The following is a 22,371-nucleotide window of genomic DNA, read 5'->3' as shown; positions in this document are numbered from 1 at the left end:
TTTATATAATAAATCTCAGCTACGGATAGCAGTAAAGATAAAGAATCTTTACTGTACTGCAAGCTAAAATATGCTTGAATAATCCACTATCTTTGCGGTTGTCTTCGGCTGCACCAAAGTGAGAACATTTTGGCTTATGCAGGCTGTGGATGGCGTTGCGAGATATCATATTTTAAATAAGCGTTTTATAAGAAACTCATAGGAATGGAGTAAAACATGAAAACTAAACATTATTTAGCTTCCGCTGATGTAGACATTCTGGTTGATGCAGCATTGCAATATGCAACAGAGCACAGCTTTAATGTCAGCATTGCAGTGGTTGATGACGGTGGAACGCTGTTGATGATGAAGCGCATGGATGGTGCATCGGTATTATCGACAGCGATTTGTCAAGAAAAAGCATATTCTGCCGCGGTCAGCCGAAGAACAACCAAGGCATCAGAAGATATGATCCGTGATGGTAAAATCGGCTTCTTAACGATCAATGCAGCAAAAGGCATGTTAGAAGGTGGTGAGCCGATTGTATATCAAGGGCAGGTCGTCGGAGCTGTTGGTATTTCAGGCGTACAATCTTTTCAAGATGCAGAAATTGCCCAGCATGCAATTCAACAATTTTTAGCGCAACAGAGCTAAATCATCATTTAAATTCGATTCTGGATGAAATATCGAGAGAAACACGAAAAAAAATCAGTAAAAATACGTGTCATGCATTGTAATTCAGCCCCAAGCTTTTTATGATTGCCCGCTTGTTTTCATCCAGTCGTTGGAAGGCTACCTTGAATGATTTTCTAACTGAACATTTGATTCATCGTGATGAAGATTTTATGGTCATCCATAAACCTGCAGGCTTGCTCACCGTACCGGGAAAAACACCTGATTTACAAGATTGTTTGATCAATCGTTTATTAGAATTAGAACCAAAAACCTTACTGATTCATCGTTTAGATCGTGATACCTCTGGCATTTTGGTATTTGGTTTGTCCAAATTTGGACAAAGTACTATTTCACGTCAGTTTCAAGACCGTCAAACCTCAAAAATTTATCAAGCTTTGGTTGCAGGGCATTTAGAAGGTCAGGGCACAGTTGATATTCCTGTGATTTATGATCCAAGCCGTCCACCCTTACATATCGTTGATGCGTCTTATCACAAACCTGCATTAACAGAATGGCAAGCGATCGAACATTTAGAGATTCAAGGACAAGCGGTCACCCGAGTTAAATTAATTCCAATTACAGGCCGTTCACATCAGCTCCGTGTGCATATGCAATATTTAGGTCATCCGATTCTTGGTGATACCTTATATGCCACACCCGAACAGCAACAGCTTTATGCGCGTTTGTGCTTACATGCAACGCAGTTAAGCTTCACTCATCCTAAAACAGGTGCACAACTGACATTTGATTGTTCTGTACCGTTTTAATCTAAAACTTTTTTATGAAACACGATGTGATGCACGCTATTTGGTTGCGCTTTGTGTCAAAATACATCGCTTAAAACTACATAAAATGCCTTAACTTTTAATTGAGTCAGGGCATAAAATATGTAGGCTAACATGAGATAAAGGTGGAAAAATTGCAGCAATTTGCTATTGGTCAACGTTGGTTATCAGATACAGAAACTGAACTCGGTCTAGGGGTTCTTATTGATGTAGATGAACGTTCTATCAGCATTTTATTCCCTAAAAGTGATGAAACTCGTGTTTATGCACGGAACAACGCGCCTTTAACTCGTATCATCTTCAATGTGAAAGATGAAGTGCAAGACCAAGAAGGGATCAAGTGGATTGTTGAGTCGATTGAAGACCGTCATGGTGTTCTTCGTTATGATGTTGTTCGCAACTTAGACAATGGCGAACAAGAGCGCAAGGCACTGAATGAAACTCGTATTGGTGCGCAAATCCAGCTGTCAAAACCTTTAGAGCGTCTGTTAGCAAGCCAAGTCGATTATAAAGAATGGTATGACCTGCGTATTGAAGCGATGTTGTTGCAAGCACAAATGCATACCAGTCCTTTACGCGGTTTTTTGGGTGCTCGTGTTGGTTTGATCCCACACCAACTGTATATCGCACATGAAGTCGGTAAACGTTTTGCACCACGCGTTTTGTTAGCGGATGAAGTGGGTTTAGGTAAAACCATTGAAGCTGGTTTGATTATCCACCAGCAACTGAAAACAGGCCGTTCAGAACGTATCCTGATTTTAGTACCAGATTCATTGCAATATCAGTGGATGATTGAAATGCGTCGCCGTTTCAATCTGCAATTCTCTCTGTTTGATTTAACCCGTACTGCTTCGATTAAAGAGCACGATCCTGATCTAAATCCATTCCTGACTGAACAATGCATTATTGCCAGTGTCGATCTGATGGTTGACCATGATGACTTGCGTGAGCAAGCGATTGAAGCAGGTTTTGATTTGCTTGTGGTCGATGAAGCGCATCACTTGATGTGGAGCGAAGAAGAAGGCGGTAATGATCGCTATGATTTAATCGAAGAGTTGTCTGAACAAACGGCGGGTGTATTACTGCTCACCGCAACACCTGAGCAATTAGGGGTTGAAAGCCATTTTGCGCGTTTACGTTTACTTGATCCGCAACGTTTCAGCAGTCTTGATCGTTTCCTTGATGAAGAAGAACAATATCAACAAACCGCAAAAATTGCGGAAGTGTTGATGTCAGATGAAGCATTAACAGAAGAGCATTTGGCTGCATTGGAAGGCTTGTTGGGTCATCGTATTGATGATCAGCCTGAACATCGTATGCGTGCGATTCATGAATTATTAGACCGTCATGGTACAGGTCGTATCTTATTCCGTAATACTCGTGAAGCAATTCAGGGTTTCCCTGGTCGTGATTGCCAACCTGCGCCATTGCCAGCACCAGAAGACTGGTCTTTCGATGGCAAAATGCGTGAGCAAATGTGGCCAGAAGAAGGTCAACTTGATGGCGCATGGATGGAAAATGATCCGCGTGTGCTTTGGTTGATGGAAGTGCTGCGTAAAGATTTAAAACATAAAAAAGTGTTATTGATCGCGCGTAGTGGACCTGTGGTTGAAGCATTGGAAAATGTATTACGTCTACATGCAGGCATTCGTACCGCGATGTTCCATGAAGGCATGAGTTTGTTGGAGCGTGACCAAGCAGCGGCATATTTTGCTGAAGAAAGTTATGGTGCGCAAATCCTGCTGTGTTCTGAAATTGGTTCAGAAGGACGTAATTTCCAGTTTGCCAGTGATTTAATTTTATTTGATTTACCTGCAAACCCTGACGTACTTGAACAACGTATTGGTCGTCTGGATCGTATTGGTCAAGAGAATCGTATTCAGATTCATGTGCCGTATTTAATTGGCACAGCGCAAGAGCGCATGTTCCGTTGGTACAACGAAGCGCTCAATATTTTCAGCAGTATTTCTCCAACCGCGCAAACGCTACAAGAGAATTTTATTGTTGAGTTAAAAGATTGCTTGTTGGCAGATCAAGGTCAGACTTTTGAAGATTTACTTGAAGAAGTGAATGTACAACGTCAAGCACTGGAAGCAGAGTTGCAAGCAGGACGTGACCGTTTGCTCGAGTACAATTCATGTCGTCCAGTTGTGGCGCAAGGCATTGTGCAAGCCCTTGAAGATTATGATGACAACACGACTTTACCAATGTTCGTGAAGCGTTTCATGTCATCAACCAATATCGATTTTGATGAGCAAAGCAACGGTACGGTAATCATTAAGCCGACTGATCAAATGCAAGTTCAAGGAATTACCTTAGACGAAGAAGGCATGACTGCGACCTTCTATCGTGATCAGGCACAAATCCGTGAAGATGCACAATATTTGACCTTGGAACATCCATTTATTGAAAGTGTGATGGAGATGATCCGTACTCAATCATTTGGTAGTACCAATGTTGCCTTACTGAAATCCAATGCATTGAAACAAGGTTCGGTGTTATTGGAAGTCTGGTTTAAGGTCGATGTGGTTGCACCAAAAGCATTGAACCTGCCATCCAGCTTACCGAAGCAATTGATTCGTGTGTTGCTCAGTGAAAATGGTCAGGACTTGTCTGCCAAGATTGATCCAAGCATTTTACGTCCGTACCTGCATCATCTCGATGGCAATAGTTGCCGTCAAGTGGTGAAAGCGCGTCGTGACGTGATTGAAACCCGCTATGCGCAAGCTTTAGATATTGCTAAAACCTCTTTGCCAGAATTGATGCAACAAGCCAAAGAGCATTACAGCGGCAAATGGCAATACGAGATTGACCGTTTAACTTATCTCAAGCAATTTAACCCAAGTATTCGTGAAGATGAGATTGAGCGTTTACAGAAATTCCAGAAAGAAGGCTTAGGTCTATTGGACGGCCTATCTGTGACACCAGAAGCGATTCAGGTCTTGGTTGTGGTTAAGCCATAACCTAGGCATAAAAAAAGAGGACTTGAATGGTCCTCTTTTTTTTTGCCGTGAATAAACTTAGTTTTGATCGATATTGGCTTCCAAGAACCATAAATATTGATCCAGATCTTCGAGTGCCGCATGCAGAATATCTTCGGAAATTGGATCCTGAATTTCTTCAATGGTGTCACGTAAGTGATTGGCGACCACACCATAACGATCTGCCAGTTCTTTTAAGTGATCTTGTACCGCGTGAATGGCGACAGGATAGGCTTTCAGATGCGATGTTTCCGCAACAGTCTGCGTTGTTCCTAACGCTGTTCCACCGATTTGAACCGCACGCTCTGCGACATTGTCTAAATGGGTGATCAGCGAAGTACGGAACATATCCAACATTTCATGTACCGCAATAAAGTTGCTCCCCCTCATGTTCCAATGCGCTTGCTTGGTGAGTAATGAAAGATCAATCAAGTTGGCAAGGATCTGATTTAATATTTTTACTGTAGCCTCTTTAATCGAGCCATCTAAATTATTACGTGTATATACTTTTAAAGCTTTTGCTGCTGAAGAACTCATAGTTACCTCATTCAATTATAATGTGATGAAATATAGTGAATAAAAACCATTCGATTCATCACTAGCTTATCCCTTGAATCAGCACTTAAGTGTTTTCATTTTCTAGGCTTTTGTAAGTTTGCTTATCATCAATTTTCTTTTTGATACAGCCCGTTTGAATTCAGATTAAATGATGATGACATCTGTTAAACTGCATCTATACGGGTTGAAAATTCCTTAAATCAATCCTGCATCTTTGCATTCTAATTTAATGTACGCATAGAAAACTGGCGCAACAATGAGTCCACTTAAGCCAAAAATAGATTCAAAAATCAGCATTGCCAATAACACTTCCCACGCACTGGCATTAATTTTGGTGCCAATGATTTTGGCATTTACGAAATATTCAAGCTTATGAATAATCACCAAATAGGCTAAGGCAATCGCTGCAACAGATAAGGAAATTGTCAGGCCAGCCATGATGATCAAGGTATTGGAAATCAGGTTTCCAATAATCGGCAATAAACCAAAGATAAAGGTCAGGATGGTGAGGGTTTTCGCAAAAGGCAGGTGAATGTCAAACAACGGTAGCACGATAAAGACAAAGATCATGAACAGTGCTGTATTGATTAGAGAAATCTTGACCTGAGCAAACACGACATTTTTAAAAGAAACCGATAGCTTTTGAATACGATGTAAAATCGCGGCTTTGAACACAGGCTGTGGCGCATGCTGTTTGAAATTTTGGATCGAGACCAAGATGCCGACAATCAGGCCAATCACCATGGTGGCCAAGTTATGCAGAATATCGGTGCCTGTATTTTTCACAATGGAAATATTATTTTTGATAAAAGACAAGATCTGATTTTTGATATCGGCAACGCTATGGGGTAGATAGCCTGGCAAATATTGACTCATTTCAGCCTGAAATTTAATCAGGGTTTGATCAATTTTAAAATTGAAGGAATTTAGCCCAGTGCCTTTTAAATCATAGATCACAAAACTAATCAGACTGGTAATAAAGAAACCAATCAAGAAAGTGGTTAAAACCCCAAGAATAATACTGATAAAGATACGTGCGCGTTGCCCATCAATATGTTTTTCGACAATCGAACTTAAGCTGTTAATAATTTCAAAGATCAGAAAGCCTGCAAAAAAGCTGGGTAGCAGATGCAGGGGAATGACCATCATCAAAAACAAAAACATCAGAATGAAACTGGCGATGATGCTTTGACGGTCACTGAGAAGATTCATGATCTGTATGCCTAATTTAGCTTGTCATTATAATAGCGGACAAAGATACAATTTTTGTTACATTCAGTTTTAGTTTAGGCCGATGCAAAGCTTTAATCAATTTCCATTTCATTGATATGACGTGCACCCTCTAAAATCATGCGGATCATGATCATGGTTTGTTCTGCCACTTCAGTACGCTGTTCTATCGGTAGATCAAGCACTTTTGCGCCCATATTGAATACCAGTTGAGTAATGGCTTTAGCAACAAGATCAGCATGACTGATTTTGCTGTTATTCATCTGCTCTAAACGAATGAGGTCTTCTTGAAGCTCTTGCTGAAAGAAGTTCAGTTGACGGTCAACCGCTGCTTTATAAGAGGTTGAACCGGTATAACCTTCGCGGAGTAATAAGCTCAGATTTCCTTCATCGGTATTCAATTGTTGAATAAACACTTCAACCGAACTACGGATAATGCTTTGCTGCTTTGACGCTTGTAAGCGTGCTTCACGAATAATACGGCGGAGTACCAAACCAGACTGGTCAATCAGCGCGATTGCGAGTTCATCAATATCTTTGAAATGACGATAAAAGCTATTCGGAGCAATACCAGCTTCACGTGCAATTTCACGCAAGCTAAGCGATGCGATACTTTTTTGCGGACCAATCAGACTCAGTGTGGCTTGAAACAACTCTTCTTTGGTAATGGTTGCTTTTCTACCCACTGAGCGAACAGGAGATTTCATAGGAATGACATCTTGTTCATTTATGTTGTCATGGCCGAGCGGTAAAAAAGAAGAATGAACCATTGTTTTCAATATATAAGTAAGCTACTCGGGATTATAACGATTGTCGGTGTACTTGTGAAATGTAAATTCTTATACGAGCGTATATACAAATATATATACATATGTATAATAATTAGCAAACAACCAGAGTAAACCTGCTCATGCAAGCAATTGAAAAGAGAAATTCTCTATTTAATTCGTTGGCTCAAAGTGTAATGAACAGCCATGACGCCAATTTTTGGTTACAGAAAATCAATCCATTGTGGTCAATTAATCAGTCTCTTGCCAAAATCGTAAAAAAACAAATCGTGGCAAAAGATACGGTCAGTCTTATTTTGCAATGTAACAGACACGTCACGCGCGGAGTTGCAGGGCAGCACCATCCAGTTACGGTTGATATTGCGGGTCGTCATTACGAACGAACCTATAGCTTGATGCAGGTAGATGCAGATCATCTTTGTTTAACGGTTAAAAAAGTTGATCAAGGTTTAGTGAGTTCTTGGCTGGTTGAGCAAAGCCAAACAGGTGATATCTTACGTTTGGGGCAACCTTATGGTGAGATGCAGCAGTCTGTTGCAACACCTCATTTGGTATTACTGGCGGCTGGTAGCGGTATCACGCCGATGTTGAGTTTGATAGAAGGTCTATGCCAATCCAAACAATTGAACAAAACTGCTGTGCAATTGATGTATTGGGTGAAAACCCAAGCGGATGCTGCTTATATTGAGTATTTGAAAGAGGTCTCTGAGAATTTCTCTCAGTTTAGTTATCAAATTTTTTATACACAGGAACAGGATCAGCGTTTAAATCAAAGCCATGTTGATCAATTGACGGCTTTGGATAAAACCACGGTTTATGCCTGTGGGCCATCAGGGTTTGCGGCTACAGCAGAAAGTTTGTTTCAAGACGCTGCTGCGCTGCAAACAGAAGCTTTTAGCTTAAGCCAGTTGGGTAGCGATATAGCAGAAACGGGTTTTATCAATGTTACTTTGACCCAATCAAATAAAACTGTTGCGATTCCAAAAGGTCAGTCGATTTTAGCCAGTTTGGAACATCAAGGCATAAAGCCCAATCATGGCTGTCGTATGGGGATCTGTAATAAATGTGCCTGTAACAAAGCACAGGGCGCGACTAAAAATTTATTGAATGGCGCTGCCAATAGTGAACCAACGCAGTTATTAAAAATTTGTGTCAATTCAGCCCAGTCTGATCTTGTGATTGATCTATAAGTGAGAAATTGATTATGAACATGCCTGTTAAAATTGAATTTTTTAAAAATCCAAAAAATCGTGATTTAACTGCTGCTGAGTTAGATGCTTTTGCTCGTGAACTAGATCAGATCAAACAAGAAGTGCTGGATGATTTGGGTGAGAAAGACGCCAAATATATCCGCCGTGTTTATTCCACCATTCGTTATAGCAGTATGCTTGGGCGCGCTTGCTTATTCTTGGGATGGTTCCCTCCAGCGTGGTTACTCGGTACAGGCTTACTTGGTTTTGCCAAGATCATGGAAAATATGGAACTCGGTCATAACGTCATGCATGGTCAGTATGACTGGATGAACGATCCTAAATTCAATGGTCAAACCTATGAATGGGACACGGTTGGAACTTCAGATAACTGGCGTCAAACCCATAACTATAAGCACCATACCTATACCAATGTAAAAGGCATGGATGATGACGTAGGTTATGGCGTATTCCGTTTGTTCCCTGAACAACGCTGGTCTAAATTTACCCTAATCCAACCTATGTATATCTTGCCATTTGGCCTGTTATTCCAGTGGGGGGTGGCAATTCAAAACCTAGAATTGGGCAAAGTGGTGTATAAACGTAAAACCATGACTGAGTTCAAACAAGAGTGGCAGCCTGCACAGAAGAAAATTTTAAAGCAAATGTTTAAGGATTATGTGTTCTTCCCATTGATTGCGGGTCCTGCAGCGCTTCCTGTATTTACTGGGAATTTGGTGGCGAACGGGATTCGTAATGTTTGGACATTCAGCATTATTTTCTGTGGTCACTTTACCAAAGATGTAGAAGTGTTTCCTAAAGCGGTTTTAAAAGATGAAAGCCGTGGACATTGGTATATGCGCCAGATTCGTGGTTCATCCAACCTGACTGGATCAGAGGCTTTTCATATTTTGACAGGGCATTTGAGTCATCAGATTGAACACCATTTATTCCCAGATATTCCTGCACGTCGCTACCGCCAAGTTGCACCTAAAGTTCAGGCAGTCTGTGAAAAATATGGTCTGCATTATAATAATGCGAGCTTCGTTAAACAGTTTAGTGAAGTCGTTGGTCGTATTTTTAAATATGCACTGCCTTTCAAAAAATAATATCTAGCATTAAAAAAAGCCCTGAATACTTTTGCTTCAGGGCTTTTTTATTTTATTTCTTCTTTTGGGAAATCCACATGGTAATGGTGGCATGGAAAACTTTTTCATTATGCTGATCAAGCACATCAACATTCACTAGGTATTCACCTGCTTTTTCCCAATCATAATCAGACTCAACAGGTCTCGCGATCGCGATCAGATCAGTTTCAGCCTTCTTTAAATATTCAACGGTCATGCCTTTCGGAATCCAGCGATGCGTGTTAGGAACCGTCACCTCAGTCATGGTACCACCAGCAAGTTCTGCCATATTGCACATCGCAATCGCATGAACCGTACCTATATGATTGAGTACATTTCGTTTTTTCTTAATGCTGATTTTACAAGAGTTGGCTTTTAATTCCTCAAATAGCGGAGAAATGCTACTGAAATAAGGTGCCTTTAAGCACAGCATACGTGTGAATGTCCACTTTCCAGCAGGCAAGGCAGATACTTTGTTCCATAGATCTAGAGTTGAGGCCATGGCTAAAACTTCCTATAACAGAATTAAATTCTTTTACAGAATATAATTCTGTTTACAAGTTATGGTCAAGTCATACACAATAGTTCCGACGATTGGTGAATTTGATTAAACTATGCAAGCAGCCCAACAATTATTAGAACGTTTATATCCACAACGTAGATCATTATTAAAAAGACAGATTCTACAAGATGCTTTGTCATGTTTTCTTGAATATGGCTTGGACACCACCAGTATTGAAATGATTCGGGAAAAATCTGACAGTAGTGTGGGGGCGATTTACCATCATTTTAAGAATAAAGATGGAATCATTGCAGCATTGGTATTTGCCGCTTTAGATGATCAAGCACAATTGCGTGAGGAATATTTGCAAGAAGCAAAATCGCTTAAAGAACTGCTCTATGCGCTGATTTACAGTTATGTCGATTGGGTAGCTGACCAGCCCAAGTTTGCACAGTTTTTATTACTTGCCCATTTTAGTGTGTTACAAGGCGAATATCGACAACGCTTGAATGAAAAAAATAAACTCAGGAATCAAAAAATCGTTGGGTATGTTTCAAACTATGCCGATGCTGCATTATTAAAATCAGTGCCAACAGAGTTAATGATGTCTTTGGTCATTGGTGCAACAGAAAGTTATTGTCGTGCTTGGCTCTCTGGAAAAGTTGTGACCAATCCTAAAGCATATCGAGAAACTTTAGCTCAGGCTGCTTGGGATTCATTGCAAAATCTAGCTCAGCATCAATAAAACAAAAAACGATCAGGAAGAATAGATGTCAGCAATGAAAGAACAGCAAAAATATACAGGGGCTTGCTTATGCGGGGCAGTGCGCTTTGCGTTTCATCAGACAAAAATTAAGATGATGTATCGTTGCTATTGCAGCCTATGTCGTAAGCAGAGTGGAGCTGCTTCCAATGCCTCAACCTTTGTTCAAGCTGAATTATTCCAATGGCAGCAAGGCGAGCAGTTGATTCAAACCTATGTCAAGGATACAGGCTTTACCAGCAGCTTCTGTACTAAATGTGGTTCACCTGTGCCTAATGCACTTGGTATCAATCCAAGGATTATGTGGATTCCTTTAGGATTGATTCAGGAAGATTTTAGCCCTGAGCTTGAATTAAATTTTTGCGTGAACTCTAAGACTAGTTGGGCTGATACTCACCAAAAACTTGTTGAATTTGATGGACTACCAAATATGCTGGAGTTGACTGGTTATTTTGAAATAAACAACTAAAAGCAGAAAACGGGTGTTTCTGCTTTTAGTTAGCGACATGAGTATTGATTTAGAAATCAAACGAAGTCTGTAAATAATAAGTGCGGGAAGGGCCAGCATAGATTCCACCGACCTGATCAGCTGAACGGGTGTAATATTCTTGATCGAATAGATTCTTAACCCCTAATCCTACTTTTAATCCCGACAATGAGGTATTTGCAAAGTCATAGGCAGCACGAACACCCACAATGCCATAGCCTGGGATATTGCCATAACGTCCAGTACCATCATCCTTACCCGCCGCAATTTGGCTAGACTGGGCATATAGATTGGTATTGAATGTCCATTGATCATGTTTGTAATCAACGCCTACATTGGCAATCCAGTTTGAATAGAAATCAAGCTCATTGCCAGCGTCTTGACCAGCAGATGCTGTTGCTTTGGTATAGGTCGTGTTGGCATACATCGAGATATTGGCTAAAGCATCATTGATTGCGCCTAGATTATATTTAAAGCCGAGTTCAGCACCTTTATGCTTGGTTGCACCAAGATTTGAATAGGTTTGAGTGGCATCATCGCGTTTGAGCTGATCTGCGAAATCAATATAGAACAAGGTAAATTCTAGTGATAAATAATCATCTAAATAATGTGTTCCGATTTCATAGTTATCTGCCTTTTCAGGATTTAAACCATCCATGGTCAGATACGCGCCTTTAGCATTGGTATTTGCCATTTGGCTATATTGCAGTGGTGCAAATGATTTGCCATAGTTGGCAAAAATATTCCATTGATCGTTGGCTTTGTACATTACTGAAAGACTTGGCAAAACTGAATCATAAGACTTATTTGCATGTACGCCGTTGAGTACCGAGTAATCTCGATTTAACTTGTACATATTCTCTGTGGTTTTAATTCGTTCAAAACGAACACCAGGTGTGATTGACCAAGCACCAAAATCGGTACGATTATCGATATAAAGGGCATGTGCCTCGGTGTCGCCATCCGCTTTGGTCCAACCATAAGAATCACGAGGACCAGTCTCACTGTTATAACTTGCACGATCAACCGATTCACGGCTGGTTTCTTTTAAATAGCGATAGCCGACAGAGACTTCATTGAGTGTATTGCCAAGAGGAAATGCATGGGAGTAGCGAGGCTCAATCGCCGTGACTTTATAATCACGCGGCGCAGTTTGATAAACACTCGAACCACTCCTTTCTACGCCAGCATCACGATAACTATCAAGGTGATAAGTTAAAACTTCAAAAGCATTATTGTCTTTTTTATAGTTATATTTTAGTGATACATCATTACGATTTCCTTCCATATAGTCGTGGTTACGCAAAGACTGATAGGGGTTTTGAGCATACTGAGCAGGAGTTAAGCCACCGGGCATGTCGACCTTGGCTTCGTAACGATGCAGGTTCGCTTCGATACTTGAATAATCATCTAAAGCGTAGCTGGCTTTCAAACGTAGATCATTGATATTTGAATAATCGTTTTGATCACGATAACCATCGCCGTTTACACCTGAATAGAGTAAAGCCAGTCCTAAACCATTGTCTAGTGTGGTTCCGACAAACAGGTTTGGATTTACTTTTAAATTGCCATTTTCAGCAATTTCTGTGGTCATGCCAAGGCTGGCTGCAAAACTTTCAGGAATGCGGCGCGTATTGAAATTGATAATTCCACCAACGTTTTGTGGCCCAAAACGTACTGAACCTGCACCACGAACCACGTCAATCGATTCCATATTGCCCAATGTGGTGGGTGCTAAAGAAAGCTGAGGTTGTCCATAAGGTGCAACAGCTAACGGAACACCATCAATCATCAATTGTGAGCGTGGTGAAAATCTTGAGGCGAGACCACGCACCCCAATACTTAAAGAGGCATCGCTACCTGAAGTACCTGAATTTTCAGAGGCTTGCACACCAGGAACGGTGCGTAGGGCTTCTTTTACCGATGTAATACCACGTGATTCTAATGCTTGCTGATCAACCACAGTACGGGCACCAGAATGATTTAAAACCTTTTGAGCATTGGCCTGTTCTAACCAGTTTCCTTCTGCCTGAATTGAAATAGTTGCGAGTGTTTGTGTTGTATTCGCTTGGTTATCATCTGCAAATGTTGTTGTGGCAACACAACTGAGCAATGTCGTGATTGCAAAGCTTAAGGGTGAGCGTTTAAATTTTGAGAAATAAAGAGAATGAGAAAATGAACACATCATAAATTGATTGCCGAATGGGGTGGGATAAAGGAGATATTTTGCGCTATTATTCTAATTGATTGTAATTCTCATTTATAGCTATTGTTTAGCTAAACTAATTAAAATTTCACATAAAATATATAATTTTTATTGAAGACATAAAAATCGATATTTATCCAGTTAACATAAAAAGATGTGATTTTTATATAAGTGGGATGAGCAATTCTTTGTACAGGCAGGATGCAGAAAAAAGCCGAACTTATCAGCTCGGCTTTTTTGATTTAGAAATCATATGAGGTTTGTAAGAAGAAGGTTCGTGGTTGTCCCACGTATTTACCCCCAGTTGAGTCTGATGAGCGCGTATAATATTGCGTATCAAATAGGTTTTTTACACCACCTGCAATTTTTAAGCCTTTGAGCTGATTGTTAAAGTCATAACCTGCTCGTACCGCAAAGGTTGAATAGCCAGGGATGTCGCCTGTGCGGCCATCTGCGGTTTCTTCGGTAATATAAACGGTACCTGAACCTGGTGCATGTTGTTTAGACTGAGCGAACATATCCGCATTGATTGACCATTGATCGACTTGATAAGCTAGCCCTAGATTGCCTATATGACGTGAATAGTAAGGTAAGTCTTTACCTTCAAACTTTCCTGCTTCAGAGGTTGCTTTGGTAAAGGTGTAGTTACCATAGAGTCTTAGTCCTTCTAAAGCATCAGCGAGCTGACCAAAATCATAGCTGATTCCAGTTTCAACGCCTTTATGACTGGTGGCACCTAAATTAGTCCAAATTCCTGTACCGATATTATCAGGACGTTCCAGCATCAATTCTTTGTCAAAATCTAAATAGAAGACGGTCAATTCAGCACTCAAACCATTGCCTAGGTACTTGGTTCCTATCTCATAGTTTTTAGATTTTTCAGGATGTAGTCCATCAAGGGTAGTAAAGGCAGTATTGATGGTTTTATTCACCATTTGAGTGGTGACTAACTGGTTATATTGTTGTGGGCCAAACGAAACGCCTGCATTGGCAAAAATATTCCAGTTTTCAGTGGCTTTATAAAGTACCGATAGGCTTGGCAGGAATTCTTCTGACTTGATTTTTGGATAAACCGTATTGGTGACGACACCATCTTGATAAGCTGTGAAGTCATTATGTGTATCAATCGATTCAAAACGCACACCAGGCGTAATCACCCAATTGCCTAAACCAAAACGGTTATCGATATACACGGCATGGGCTTTGGTGCCACCATCACTGGTTGTATTCGGAATGCGATCACCTGGCATGCCAGTGAGGGTGTTATATGGGAGCGTACGTCCTGAAAACTCTGAACTTTCTTCCTGTAAATATCGATAGCCAACGGTCACTTCGTTATCCATACCTGCCCAGCTATAGGCACGTGAATAGCGTGGTTCAATGCCAAAATATTTATAATCACGCGGTGAGTTACTAATACGGCTTGTACCATTATTGGCAATGGACTCTAAGTCACTGGTACGAAAAGAGTCGACGTAATAGCCTAAAACCTCAAAGTTATTCTGTTCGTCTTTATGGCTATATTTCACAGAAATATCAGAGCGACGACCGGCGAAATAATTACGGCTTTGATTGGACTGATAAGGATTGTCTGCAAATTGTGCGGCTGTTAAACCTTCTGGCATTTCTCCACGGCCTTCGTAATGGTGTAGATTGACTGCAATCGCATCCTGATCAGTCCATTGGTAGGCAGTTTTTAACATGACATCATCGATATCAATTTTATTGTTGGCTTCTCGATAGCCATCGCCTTTACTGCCAGAATAAAGTAAGGCTACCCCCAAACCATTATCCAGTGTCCCACCAATAAACAAATTCGGTGTGTACTTCAGTTGGTCAGTTCCTGTTGCAAACTCAGTGGTTAAGCCGACTGAACCTGAAAACTCTTGTGGAATTGCACGAGTGGTAAAATTAATGATTCCACCGACATTTTGTGGCCCAAAGCGAACGGAACCCGCACCACGAACCACATCAACTGAGTCAATATTCCCCATCGAAACAGGTGCTAAAGACAATTGGGGCTGACCATATGGGGCAAAAGAAAGTGGTACACCATCCATTAACACAGTCGAACGTGGTGATAAACGTGAAGTCAGGCCACGTACCCCAAGATTGAGTGAAACATCGCTACCACCTGTACCATTGCTGTCCTGAACTTGTACGCCTGGAATTTGTTTTAACGCATCACGAATCGAAGTGGTTGCGATTTCATCCAATCGTTTGCGGTCAATAATTGTTCGAGCACCTGCATGCTGTTGTACTTTTTCTGCATTGGCATTTTCCAGCCAATTACCTTGTGCTTGAATTGAAATTGTCGCAAGCGTTTGAGTTTCATTCGCTTGTGCTTCATCGGCAAAAGCCGCATGAGATAACCCACTGAGCGAGATAGCAATCGCGAGACTGAGAGAGGAGGGCTGAAATTTTATCAATGACGCAGCAGAACAGGATGCAGATTTCATAGAGATGGCAAATGCTGTAAATTTTCCGAATATTAATCAGTTATTCGAACAAATGAAATAAGAACGATTATCACTTATAACTATAGGATGAGTTAAGTTAATTGTTTTTTTGCTAAAGATATTTTTGGCTATTTAAAAACATAAAAAACCGTGCTTGAGCACGGTTTTTTATGGGGGATGAAATTGATTTTATTTGAACTGAATTGAACCGTTGGCATTAACTGTGATTTTAGATTCGCCTGCTGCCATATCCTGTGCAGGTGCCGCTTCTGCCATGGCAAATTTCGCCATACCACCACGCATCATTGGTTGTGGGAAGTAATTGCTGGTATTCAGATTCAAGCTAACCAGATTGTATTGGGCTTTACTCCAAGCTTGAGTAATCGCTTGCGCGCGTTGCTGGAAGTTTTTCGATGCTTCAATCATCAGCTCATTTTCAACTTTTTTACGTTGTTCGTCCGACACGGTAAAGTTGATTGATTGAGTCTGGAAGCTTTGCTGTAACTCACTGATCAGCTGACTTGCTGCCTTGAAGTCTTTACTTTCAAGTTGGATCTCGGCACGGGCACGCCATTCTTTCAGTTTATTGCTGTCATTGTCATAAACAGGGTAAGTGCTTTGTGTACCTGTTTCGACTTTGACCTGATTATATTTACGTGCAATTGCTTGCGCCTGATTCATCAGTTGATTGATCTGATTTGACAATTCCGCAGGTTGTTTGTTGCTTTTTTCGATATAAAGAACGGCACGCATTTCATCATTCGCGACTTGGCGTGAAGCATCCGCTTGGATATTGACAATATTGTAGTTCAAATTTTCTGTCTCGTGAGCAAAAAGGCTTGGGCTGAGTGCTGCCCCGATCATCATTGTTGCAAGTGCTAAAGTACGCATAAAAATTTCCTTAAAATTTGGTATCGAAAATTTATTTTTTACAAGTTTGATATTAAAAAGAACTCATGGCGAACTTCTGCATATTTTGTGGTGACTTTGTAAGAGATTAGCAGTGTTTTGCAACAGAAAAATAAAACAAAACATATTAAAAATGAATGAATTATATAGATTAATTTGACCATTCATCTAAAAACAGAAGTCCGATTAAAAAAAGCTTACTTTCTTTAGCTTGTCACATAGTATGATGATAATTCATCATACTTGTTGGAACGAAACATTTTTTCAATAAGATTAGATGAACGTAAGACATAAAAAGTGTTTATTTTATTTCAAAATTAGGTATCATCTCGCTCCTAGTTGAAAGATATAAAATTTGTGTCTCACTAGATTCTAAAAAGCACCGAGTCAAACGACCGCAAGTCACCAGACTTATTTCTTTTACCCATATCAGAGATGGTAATTCGATATGAGCGTTACTTCTGTAAACCCTGCCACTAATTCTACTAACGAATACTACCTGACTCGCCAAAGTCAGATGGAATCCAATGTTCGTAGCTATCCACGTAAATTACCATTAGCGATAGCCAAAGCATTAGGTTGCTGGGTTACTGATGTTGAAGGTACTGAGTACCTCGATTGTCTAGCTGGGGCAGGAACATTGGCTTTAGGTCATAACCATCCTGCGGTAATTCAAAGTATTCAAGATACGCTTGCAAGCGGTCTCCCATTGCATACTTTAGATTTAACAACGCCTTTAAAAGATGCATTTACTGAAGCATTACTTGAGCAATTACCAGGTGGTAAGGAAGAGTATTGTCTACAGTTCTGTGGTCCATCTGGTGCAGATGGTACAGAGGCTGCAATTAAATTAGCGAAAACCTATACAGGTCGTAGCACCGTGATTAGTTTCTCTGGTGGCTACCACGGCATGACGCACGGCGCACTTGCAATGACAGGTAACTTGTCTGCTAAGAACGCTGTAAATGGCTTAATGCCTGGCGTACAGTTTATGCCATACCCGCATGAATACCGTTGCCCACTTGGTTTAGGTGGTGAAGCGGGTGTTAATGCTTTAACTTACTTCTTTGAAAATTTCATTGAAGATGTTGAAAGCGGTGTGACGAAACCTGCTGCTGTGATTCTTGAAGCAATTCAAGGTGAGGGTGGTGTCGTGACTGCACCTGTTAAATGGTTGCAAAAAATTCGTGAAGTGACTGAAAAGCACAACATCGTTTTAATTTTGGACGAAGTTCAAGCTGGTTTTGCACGTTCAGGTAAAATGTTTGCCTTTGAACATGCAGGTATCGAGCCTGATGTTGTGGTGATGTCTAAAGCGGTAGGTGGTAGTTTGCCACTTGCAGTACTGGGTATTAAACGTAAGTTTGATGCTTGGCAACCAGCAGGTCACACGGGTACTTTCCGTGGTAACCAACTTGCAATGGGTACAGGTTTAGCTTCACTTAAAGTGATCAAAGAACAAAACCTTGCTCAAAATGCGCAAGAGCGTGGTGACTTCTTACAAGCTGAGTTCAAGAAACTTGCTCAAGAATTCCCATGTATCGGTAACGTACGGGGTCGTGGTTTGATGATCGGTATTGAGATCGTTGACGAGCGTAAACCAACGGATCATATGGGTTCACTACCAGCTGATGCTCAATTGGCTGCTGCAATCCAGACTGCTTGTTTCAACAATAAATTATTGCTTGAAAAAGGCGGCCGCAACGGTACGGTCATCCGTTTACTTTGCCCATTAATTATCAATCACGAAGAATGCGTAGAAGCGGTTGCTCGTTTCAAGAAAGCTGTTGCTGAAGCATTAAAAGCAGTACGAGGCTAATTCATGGTTGATTTTGCAGAACATCGTAAAGCGTTACTCTGCAATGATGCTCAATCTATTGCTGACTATGAGTCAGCAATGGGCGAGGCGGTACAAGCCGTTTCAGCATGGTTGCAAAACGATAAAATGTATACTGGTGGCAGCATTAAAGATTTGCGTGCAGCAATCTCTTTTGCACCTTCAAAAGAAGGTCTAGGTGTACAACAATCTTTACAACGCATGATTGAGCTTTTCCTCAATAAAAGCTTAAAAGTACATCACCCACACTCACTTGCACACTTACACTGCCCGACTATGGTGATGAGCCAAATCGCGGAAGTGTTAATCAATGCAACCAACCAATCAATGGATTCATGGGATCAAAGCCCAGCGGGTTCGTTGATGGAAGTTCAGTTGATTGATTGGCTTCGCCAAAAAGTGGGCTATGGTGCTGGTCAAGCAGGTGTGTTCACTTCTGGTGGTACGCAGTCAAACTTGATGGGTGTATTGCTTGCGCGTGACTGGTGCATTTCGAAAAACTGGAAAGACGAAAATGGTAAGCCATGGTCTGTTCAGCGTGATGGTATCCCAGCTGAGGCAATGAAAAACGTCAAAGTCATCTGTTCTGAAAATGCACACTTCTCTGTGCAAAAGAACATGGCAATGATGGGGATGGGCTTCCAGTCTGTTGTGACCGTTCCTGTGAATGAAAATGCACAGATGGATGTCGATGCACTGGAAAAAACCATGGCGCATCTTCAAGCTGAAGGTAAAATTGTAGCGTGTGTTGTTGCAACCGCGGGTACAACAGATGCGGGTGCGATTGATCCACTCAAGAAAATCCGTGAAATTACCACCAAGTATGGTTCATGGATGCACATTGATGCAGCTTGGGGGGGGGCATTGATTCTTTCCAATGACCATCGTGCAATGCTTGATGGGATTGAATTATCAGACTCAATTACGCTTGATTTCCATAAACATTATTTCCAAAGCATTAGCTGTGGCGCTTTCTTGTTGAAAGACGAAGCAAACTATCGCTTTATGCATTATGAAGCAGAATATTTGAATTCTGCTTATGACGAAGAGCATGGTGTACCTAACCTGGTGTCTAAATCATTACAAACGACACGTCGTTTTGATGCATTGAAATTATGGATGACCGTTGAAGCATTAGGCGAAGAGCTTTATGGTTCGATGATTGATCATGGTGTGAAATTAACACGTGAAGTTGCTGATTATATTAAAGCGACAGCAGGTCTTGAATTGTTGATTGAGCCGCAGTTTGCTTCAGTCTTATTCCGTGTTGTACCAGAAGGTTATCCTGCTGAATTTATCGATAGCTTGAACCAAAACGTTGCAGATGAATTATTTGCACGTGGTGAAGCGAATATTGGTGTGACCAAAGTGGGCAATGTTCAATCATTGAAAATGACCACTTTAAGCCCAGTTGCAACACTTGAAAACGTTCAGAACTTGCTTGCATTAGTGCTTGCAGAAACTGATCGTATTAAAGACGCAATTGCTGCAGGAACTTATGTTCCAGCCATCGATTAATTGATCTTGATGCAATAAAAAAGGCACGTTATGTGCCTTTTTTATTGCCGCAAAATTTTCTTTATTCAGTTCTTGTGTCTGTTTTGCAATGTTTATGCACAAAGTATGCATTTTAAATAAGAATCAGAAATAATTACGCATAAATTGTGACGCGCAAATTTCATATTGTATTGAAAGATTCTCAGGTTTTTGATGGATAAATATCACTTGTCTTGCGCTTGGTAGCGGTCTATTTCCTTGATAAGAGCAAAATCAAAAATGAGAACCATGATGACAATGAATTGAAGGAACAACACATGCAACAATTGAATATGCAAAACGAATTTAAACTGATTATTAACGGTCAATCTTGCCTCGGTGAAGCAGGCGAACTCGATATTATCAATCCAGCAACCGGTATGGTTGCAGCAAGTTGCGTCAAAGCTTCAGTTGCGCAGGTGAATCAAGCAGTTGTTGCAGCGCAACAAGCATTTAAAAGCTGGCAGCGTTGTTCCCATGAAGAACGTAAAAGCATACTCAATAAAATTGCCGATGGCATAGAAAAACATGCGGAAATGTTGGCTGAGTTAGTGGTCCTTGAGCAGGGTAAGCCACTGGCATTGGCGCAAATGGAAGTACAGGGTGCGATTGGCTGGACACGGTATACCGCAACTTTAGACATGCCTGTTGATGTATTGGAAGATAGCGAGCAGAAGCGTATTGAACGTCATTATCAGCCCTTAGGTGTGGTGGCTTCAATCACGCCGTGGAACTGGCCGCTGATGATCGCCGTCTGGCATATTATGCCTGCTTTACGTGCAGGGAATGTGGTCATCAATAAACCTTCTGAATTTACTCCTTTAGCCACTTTAAAGTTGTGTGAAATCATTCAGCAAGAAGTCCCTGCAGGTGTCATTTCGATCGTCGTAGGGGATGGTGATATTGGTGAAGCACTATCAACGCATTCAGATGTAAAAAAGGTCATCTTTACTGGCTCAACCAAAACCGGACAACATATTATGTCGGGCGCAGTAAAGACCTTAAAACACTTAACTTTAGAGCTTGGCGGTAACGATGCAGGTATTGTGTTACCTGATTCAGATCTAGACCAGATTGCCAATCGTATTTTTAACGTCGCATTTTTAAATGGCGGTCAGACATGCGCGGCTTTAAAACGCTTATATGTACATGAAAGCCAATACGATGCTTTGGCACAAAAACTTGCGGATATCGCCAATGCGCAGATCATAGGTGATGGTATGGCGGCTGAAACGACCTTCGGGCCAGTGCAAAATCAGATGCAATATCAGAAAGTCAAAGCTTTAATTTCTGATGCTATGGCGCAGGGAGCGAAAGCTTTATCGGGTGATCAGAGATTACCTACACAAGGCTATTTTATTGCGCCAACCATTCTCACTGGTCTGGATGAAACATGTCGAGTGGTGCAGGAGGAACAGTTTGGTCCAGTGTTGCCAATTCTCAAATATATCAGCATTGATGATGCGATCGCGCGTGCCAATGCGAGTGAGTTTGGATTAGGTGGTTCAATTTGGTCGAGTGATTTGAAAGCGGCACAGTTCTATGCAGCACAACTCGAATGTGGAACGGTGTGGATCAATACTCATGCGGAAATTGTCCCACATGCGCCTTTTGGTGGCTGGAAAATGTCGGGTGTTGGTGCTGAGTTTGGGATGGAAGGTTTGCTGGAAAATACCATTGGGCAAACGCTGCATATCAATAAAGTTTAAACTTTTATAATTTTAAGGCGGATTCAATATCCGCCTTTTTCTTTTTATGCATGCTGCTGCTTAAAACTGGGTTTAAGTGGCAGGGTGGTAACTATGGCTTTTGGTTTTACTTAAAAAATGATTCTGTTCTTTGATTTTTTTTAACACGATGTAAGATTTGATATGTCCAATAAAACCATAAGAAAGCAGCCGTTCGGTAACGAATTGGGAAAGCTGTTCCAGATTTTCCGCGACAACTTTTAAAATAAAGTCTGCATCGCCACTAATTGAAAAGGCATCTTGAATATTGTCTTCAGCTTCAATGAGATCCTGAAATGCTTGCTGTGACTTGGCTTCATGAATACGCAAATTAATATGGATCATTGCTGTTACCTCCAAACCTAAGGCTTGTTGGTGAATGCGGGCTGTATAACCCAAGATCACGCCTTTTTGCTCCAGTAGTTGCCGTCGTCTAGAACACTGGGAAGCAGATAAGCCGATTAAATCTCCGACTTCTTGATTGGTGAGCCGTCCATTCTTTTGTAATGCCTGAATGATTTGCCAGTCGAACTTATCCATTGCATAAAATCCTTTTATGATACACAAATATTGTATTTTTATTAAAATCCGTTTTTATTATGCACGAAATTTAACAGGTAGATGAAATATTA

The 22,371-nt window shown here is 41.0% G+C and carries 18 protein-coding genes; 10 read left to right on the top strand and 8 right to left on the bottom strand.

Annotation, left to right across the window (positions count from 1 at the left end; all coding sequences use genetic code 11):
• Positions 1–216: 216 nt before the first annotated feature.
• The 3 genes from MMO42_RS13295 to rapA all read left to right on the top strand — a co-directional run bounded on the left by MMO42_RS13295 (position 217) and on the right by rapA (position 4,402).
• A complete protein-coding gene (locus tag MMO42_RS13295) occupies positions 217–633 on the top strand; it encodes a heme-binding protein (protein WP_241320866.1) in 417 nt (138 codons plus the stop codon).
• 143 nt (positions 634–776) lie between these two features.
• Positions 777–1,421 carry an RluA family pseudouridine synthase gene (locus MMO42_RS13290; RefSeq protein ID WP_241320865.1) on the top strand — a complete coding sequence of 215 codons (645 nt, stop codon included), beginning with the start codon at positions 777–779 and terminating at the stop codon, positions 1,419–1,421.
• 143 nt (positions 1,422–1,564) lie between these two features.
• Positions 1,565–4,402, top strand: a complete 2,838-nt coding sequence (gene rapA, locus MMO42_RS13285; protein WP_241320864.1) for an RNA polymerase-associated protein RapA — start codon at positions 1,565–1,567, stop codon at positions 4,400–4,402.
• 57 nt (positions 4,403–4,459) lie between these two features.
• Here the strand turns inward: rapA and dps are convergent, their stop codons facing one another.
• The 3 genes from dps to fabR all read right to left on the bottom strand — a co-directional run bounded on the left by dps (position 4,460) and on the right by fabR (position 6,978).
• Positions 4,460–4,957: a DNA starvation/stationary phase protection protein Dps gene (dps, locus tag MMO42_RS13280; protein ID WP_241320863.1), complete on the bottom strand. Its 498-nt coding sequence runs from the start codon at positions 4,955–4,957 to the stop codon at positions 4,460–4,462.
• 216 nt (positions 4,958–5,173) lie between these two features.
• Positions 5,174–6,190 (bottom strand): AI-2E family transporter, encoded by a 1,017-nt coding sequence (locus MMO42_RS13275; protein ID WP_005145126.1) that lies wholly within the window; start codon positions 6,188–6,190, stop codon positions 5,174–5,176.
• A 92-nt stretch (positions 6,191–6,282) separates the two neighbouring features.
• Positions 6,283–6,978: an HTH-type transcriptional repressor FabR gene (fabR, locus tag MMO42_RS13270; RefSeq protein WP_005145127.1), complete on the bottom strand. Its 696-nt coding sequence runs from the start codon at positions 6,976–6,978 to the stop codon at positions 6,283–6,285.
• 140 nt (positions 6,979–7,118) lie between these two features.
• Between fabR and MMO42_RS13265 the strand changes: the two genes are divergently transcribed.
• Together MMO42_RS13265 and MMO42_RS13260 are read left to right on the top strand one after the other, a co-directional pair.
• On the top strand, positions 7,119–8,186 hold the full coding sequence (locus MMO42_RS13265; RefSeq protein ID WP_241320862.1) for a ferredoxin reductase: 1,068 nt from the start codon (positions 7,119–7,121) through the stop codon (positions 8,184–8,186).
• A 14-nt stretch (positions 8,187–8,200) separates the two neighbouring features.
• Entirely contained in the window at positions 8,201–9,295 is a 1,095-nt protein-coding gene (locus MMO42_RS13260) for an acyl-CoA desaturase (RefSeq protein ID WP_241320861.1), read from the top strand.
• A 52-nt stretch (positions 9,296–9,347) separates the two neighbouring features.
• Here MMO42_RS13260 and MMO42_RS13255 read toward each other — a convergent pair whose 3' ends face one another.
• A complete protein-coding gene (locus MMO42_RS13255) occupies positions 9,348–9,815 on the bottom strand; it encodes a hotdog fold domain-containing protein (protein WP_241320860.1) in 468 nt (155 codons plus the stop codon).
• Positions 9,816–9,927: 112 nt separating this feature from the next.
• Between MMO42_RS13255 and MMO42_RS13250 the strand changes: the two genes are divergently transcribed.
• Positions 9,928–10,560 carry a TetR/AcrR family transcriptional regulator gene (locus MMO42_RS13250; protein ID WP_241320859.1) on the top strand — a complete coding sequence of 211 codons (633 nt, stop codon included), beginning with the start codon at positions 9,928–9,930 and terminating at the stop codon, positions 10,558–10,560.
• A 25-nt stretch (positions 10,561–10,585) separates the two neighbouring features.
• The gene (locus MMO42_RS13245) at positions 10,586–11,047 is read left to right on the top strand and encodes a GFA family protein (RefSeq protein ID WP_241320858.1); all 462 of its coding nucleotides are present in this window, start codon (positions 10,586–10,588) and stop codon (positions 11,045–11,047) included.
• Positions 11,048–11,096: 49 nt separating this feature from the next.
• Here MMO42_RS13245 and MMO42_RS13240 read toward each other — a convergent pair whose 3' ends face one another.
• The 3 genes from MMO42_RS13240 to MMO42_RS13230 all read right to left on the bottom strand — a co-directional run bounded on the left by MMO42_RS13240 (position 11,097) and on the right by MMO42_RS13230 (position 16,621).
• A complete protein-coding gene (locus MMO42_RS13240; RefSeq protein WP_241320857.1) occupies positions 11,097–13,253 on the bottom strand; it encodes a TonB-dependent siderophore receptor in 2,157 nt (718 codons plus the stop codon).
• A 260-nt stretch (positions 13,254–13,513) separates the two neighbouring features.
• Complete coding sequence (locus MMO42_RS13235; protein ID WP_241320856.1) at positions 13,514–15,730, bottom strand: TonB-dependent siderophore receptor; 2,217 nt, start codon at positions 15,728–15,730, stop codon at positions 13,514–13,516.
• A gap of 189 nt (positions 15,731–15,919) precedes the next feature.
• On the bottom strand, positions 15,920–16,621 hold the full coding sequence (locus tag MMO42_RS13230) for an SIMPL domain-containing protein (RefSeq protein ID WP_241320855.1): 702 nt from the start codon (positions 16,619–16,621) through the stop codon (positions 15,920–15,922).
• A 466-nt stretch (positions 16,622–17,087) separates the two neighbouring features.
• On the opposite strand from MMO42_RS13230, the gene MMO42_RS13225 reads away from it, so the two are divergent.
• The 3 genes from MMO42_RS13225 to MMO42_RS13215 all read left to right on the top strand — a co-directional run bounded on the left by MMO42_RS13225 (position 17,088) and on the right by MMO42_RS13215 (position 21,721).
• Positions 17,088–18,458 (top strand): diaminobutyrate--2-oxoglutarate transaminase, encoded by a 1,371-nt coding sequence (locus tag MMO42_RS13225; RefSeq protein WP_241320854.1) that lies wholly within the window; start codon positions 17,088–17,090, stop codon positions 18,456–18,458.
• Positions 18,459–18,461: 3 nt separating this feature from the next.
• The gene (locus tag MMO42_RS13220; RefSeq protein WP_241320853.1) at positions 18,462–19,994 is read left to right on the top strand and encodes an aspartate aminotransferase family protein; all 1,533 of its coding nucleotides are present in this window, start codon (positions 18,462–18,464) and stop codon (positions 19,992–19,994) included.
• 296 nt (positions 19,995–20,290) lie between these two features.
• Positions 20,291–21,721, top strand: coding sequence for an aldehyde dehydrogenase family protein (locus MMO42_RS13215; RefSeq protein ID WP_241320852.1), 1,431 nt, complete (start codon positions 20,291–20,293; stop codon positions 21,719–21,721).
• 72 nt (positions 21,722–21,793) lie between these two features.
• Here the strand turns inward: MMO42_RS13215 and MMO42_RS13210 are convergent, their stop codons facing one another.
• Positions 21,794–22,279: an Lrp/AsnC family transcriptional regulator gene (locus MMO42_RS13210; RefSeq protein WP_241320851.1), complete on the bottom strand. Its 486-nt coding sequence runs from the start codon at positions 22,277–22,279 to the stop codon at positions 21,794–21,796.
• Positions 22,280–22,371 lie beyond the last annotated feature (92 nt).

The sequence above is a fragment of the Acinetobacter sp. ANC 3882 genome (genome assembly GCF_022549545.1).
Lineage (GTDB): Bacteria > Pseudomonadota > Gammaproteobacteria > Pseudomonadales > Moraxellaceae > Acinetobacter.
Note: the sequence above shows the minus strand (reverse complement) of the source record. Positions and strands in the feature narration are given on the sequence as shown.

Coding starts and splice junctions, on each gene's coding strand:
- MMO42_RS13295 (WP_241320866.1), top strand. CDS start 217: ATGAAAACTAAACATTATTTAGCTTCCGCTGATGTAGACATTCTGGTT.
- dps (WP_241320863.1), bottom strand. CDS start 4,957: ATGAGTTCTTCAGCAGCAAAAGCTTTAAAAGTATATACACGTAATAAT.
- MMO42_RS13275 (WP_005145126.1), bottom strand. CDS start 6,190: ATGAATCTTCTCAGTGACCGTCAAAGCATCATCGCCAGTTTCATTCTG.
- fabR (WP_005145127.1), bottom strand. CDS start 6,978: ATGGTTCATTCTTCTTTTTTACCGCTCGGCCATGACAACATAAATGAA.
- MMO42_RS13265 (WP_241320862.1), top strand. CDS start 7,119: ATGCAAGCAATTGAAAAGAGAAATTCTCTATTTAATTCGTTGGCTCAA.
- MMO42_RS13260 (WP_241320861.1), top strand. CDS start 8,201: ATGAACATGCCTGTTAAAATTGAATTTTTTAAAAATCCAAAAAATCGT.
- MMO42_RS13255 (WP_241320860.1), bottom strand. CDS start 9,815: ATGGCCTCAACTCTAGATCTATGGAACAAAGTATCTGCCTTGCCTGCT.
- MMO42_RS13250 (WP_241320859.1), top strand. CDS start 9,928: ATGCAAGCAGCCCAACAATTATTAGAACGTTTATATCCACAACGTAGA.
- MMO42_RS13245 (WP_241320858.1), top strand. CDS start 10,586: ATGTCAGCAATGAAAGAACAGCAAAAATATACAGGGGCTTGCTTATGC.
- MMO42_RS13240 (WP_241320857.1), bottom strand. CDS start 13,253: ATGATGTGTTCATTTTCTCATTCTCTTTATTTCTCAAAATTTAAACGC.
- MMO42_RS13235 (WP_241320856.1), bottom strand. CDS start 15,730: ATGAAATCTGCATCCTGTTCTGCTGCGTCATTGATAAAATTTCAGCCC.
- MMO42_RS13230 (WP_241320855.1), bottom strand. CDS start 16,621: ATGCGTACTTTAGCACTTGCAACAATGATGATCGGGGCAGCACTCAGC.
- MMO42_RS13225 (WP_241320854.1), top strand. CDS start 17,088: ATGAGCGTTACTTCTGTAAACCCTGCCACTAATTCTACTAACGAATAC.
- MMO42_RS13220 (WP_241320853.1), top strand. CDS start 18,462: ATGGTTGATTTTGCAGAACATCGTAAAGCGTTACTCTGCAATGATGCT.
- MMO42_RS13215 (WP_241320852.1), top strand. CDS start 20,291: ATGCAACAATTGAATATGCAAAACGAATTTAAACTGATTATTAACGGT.
- MMO42_RS13210 (WP_241320851.1), bottom strand. CDS start 22,279: ATGGATAAGTTCGACTGGCAAATCATTCAGGCATTACAAAAGAATGGA.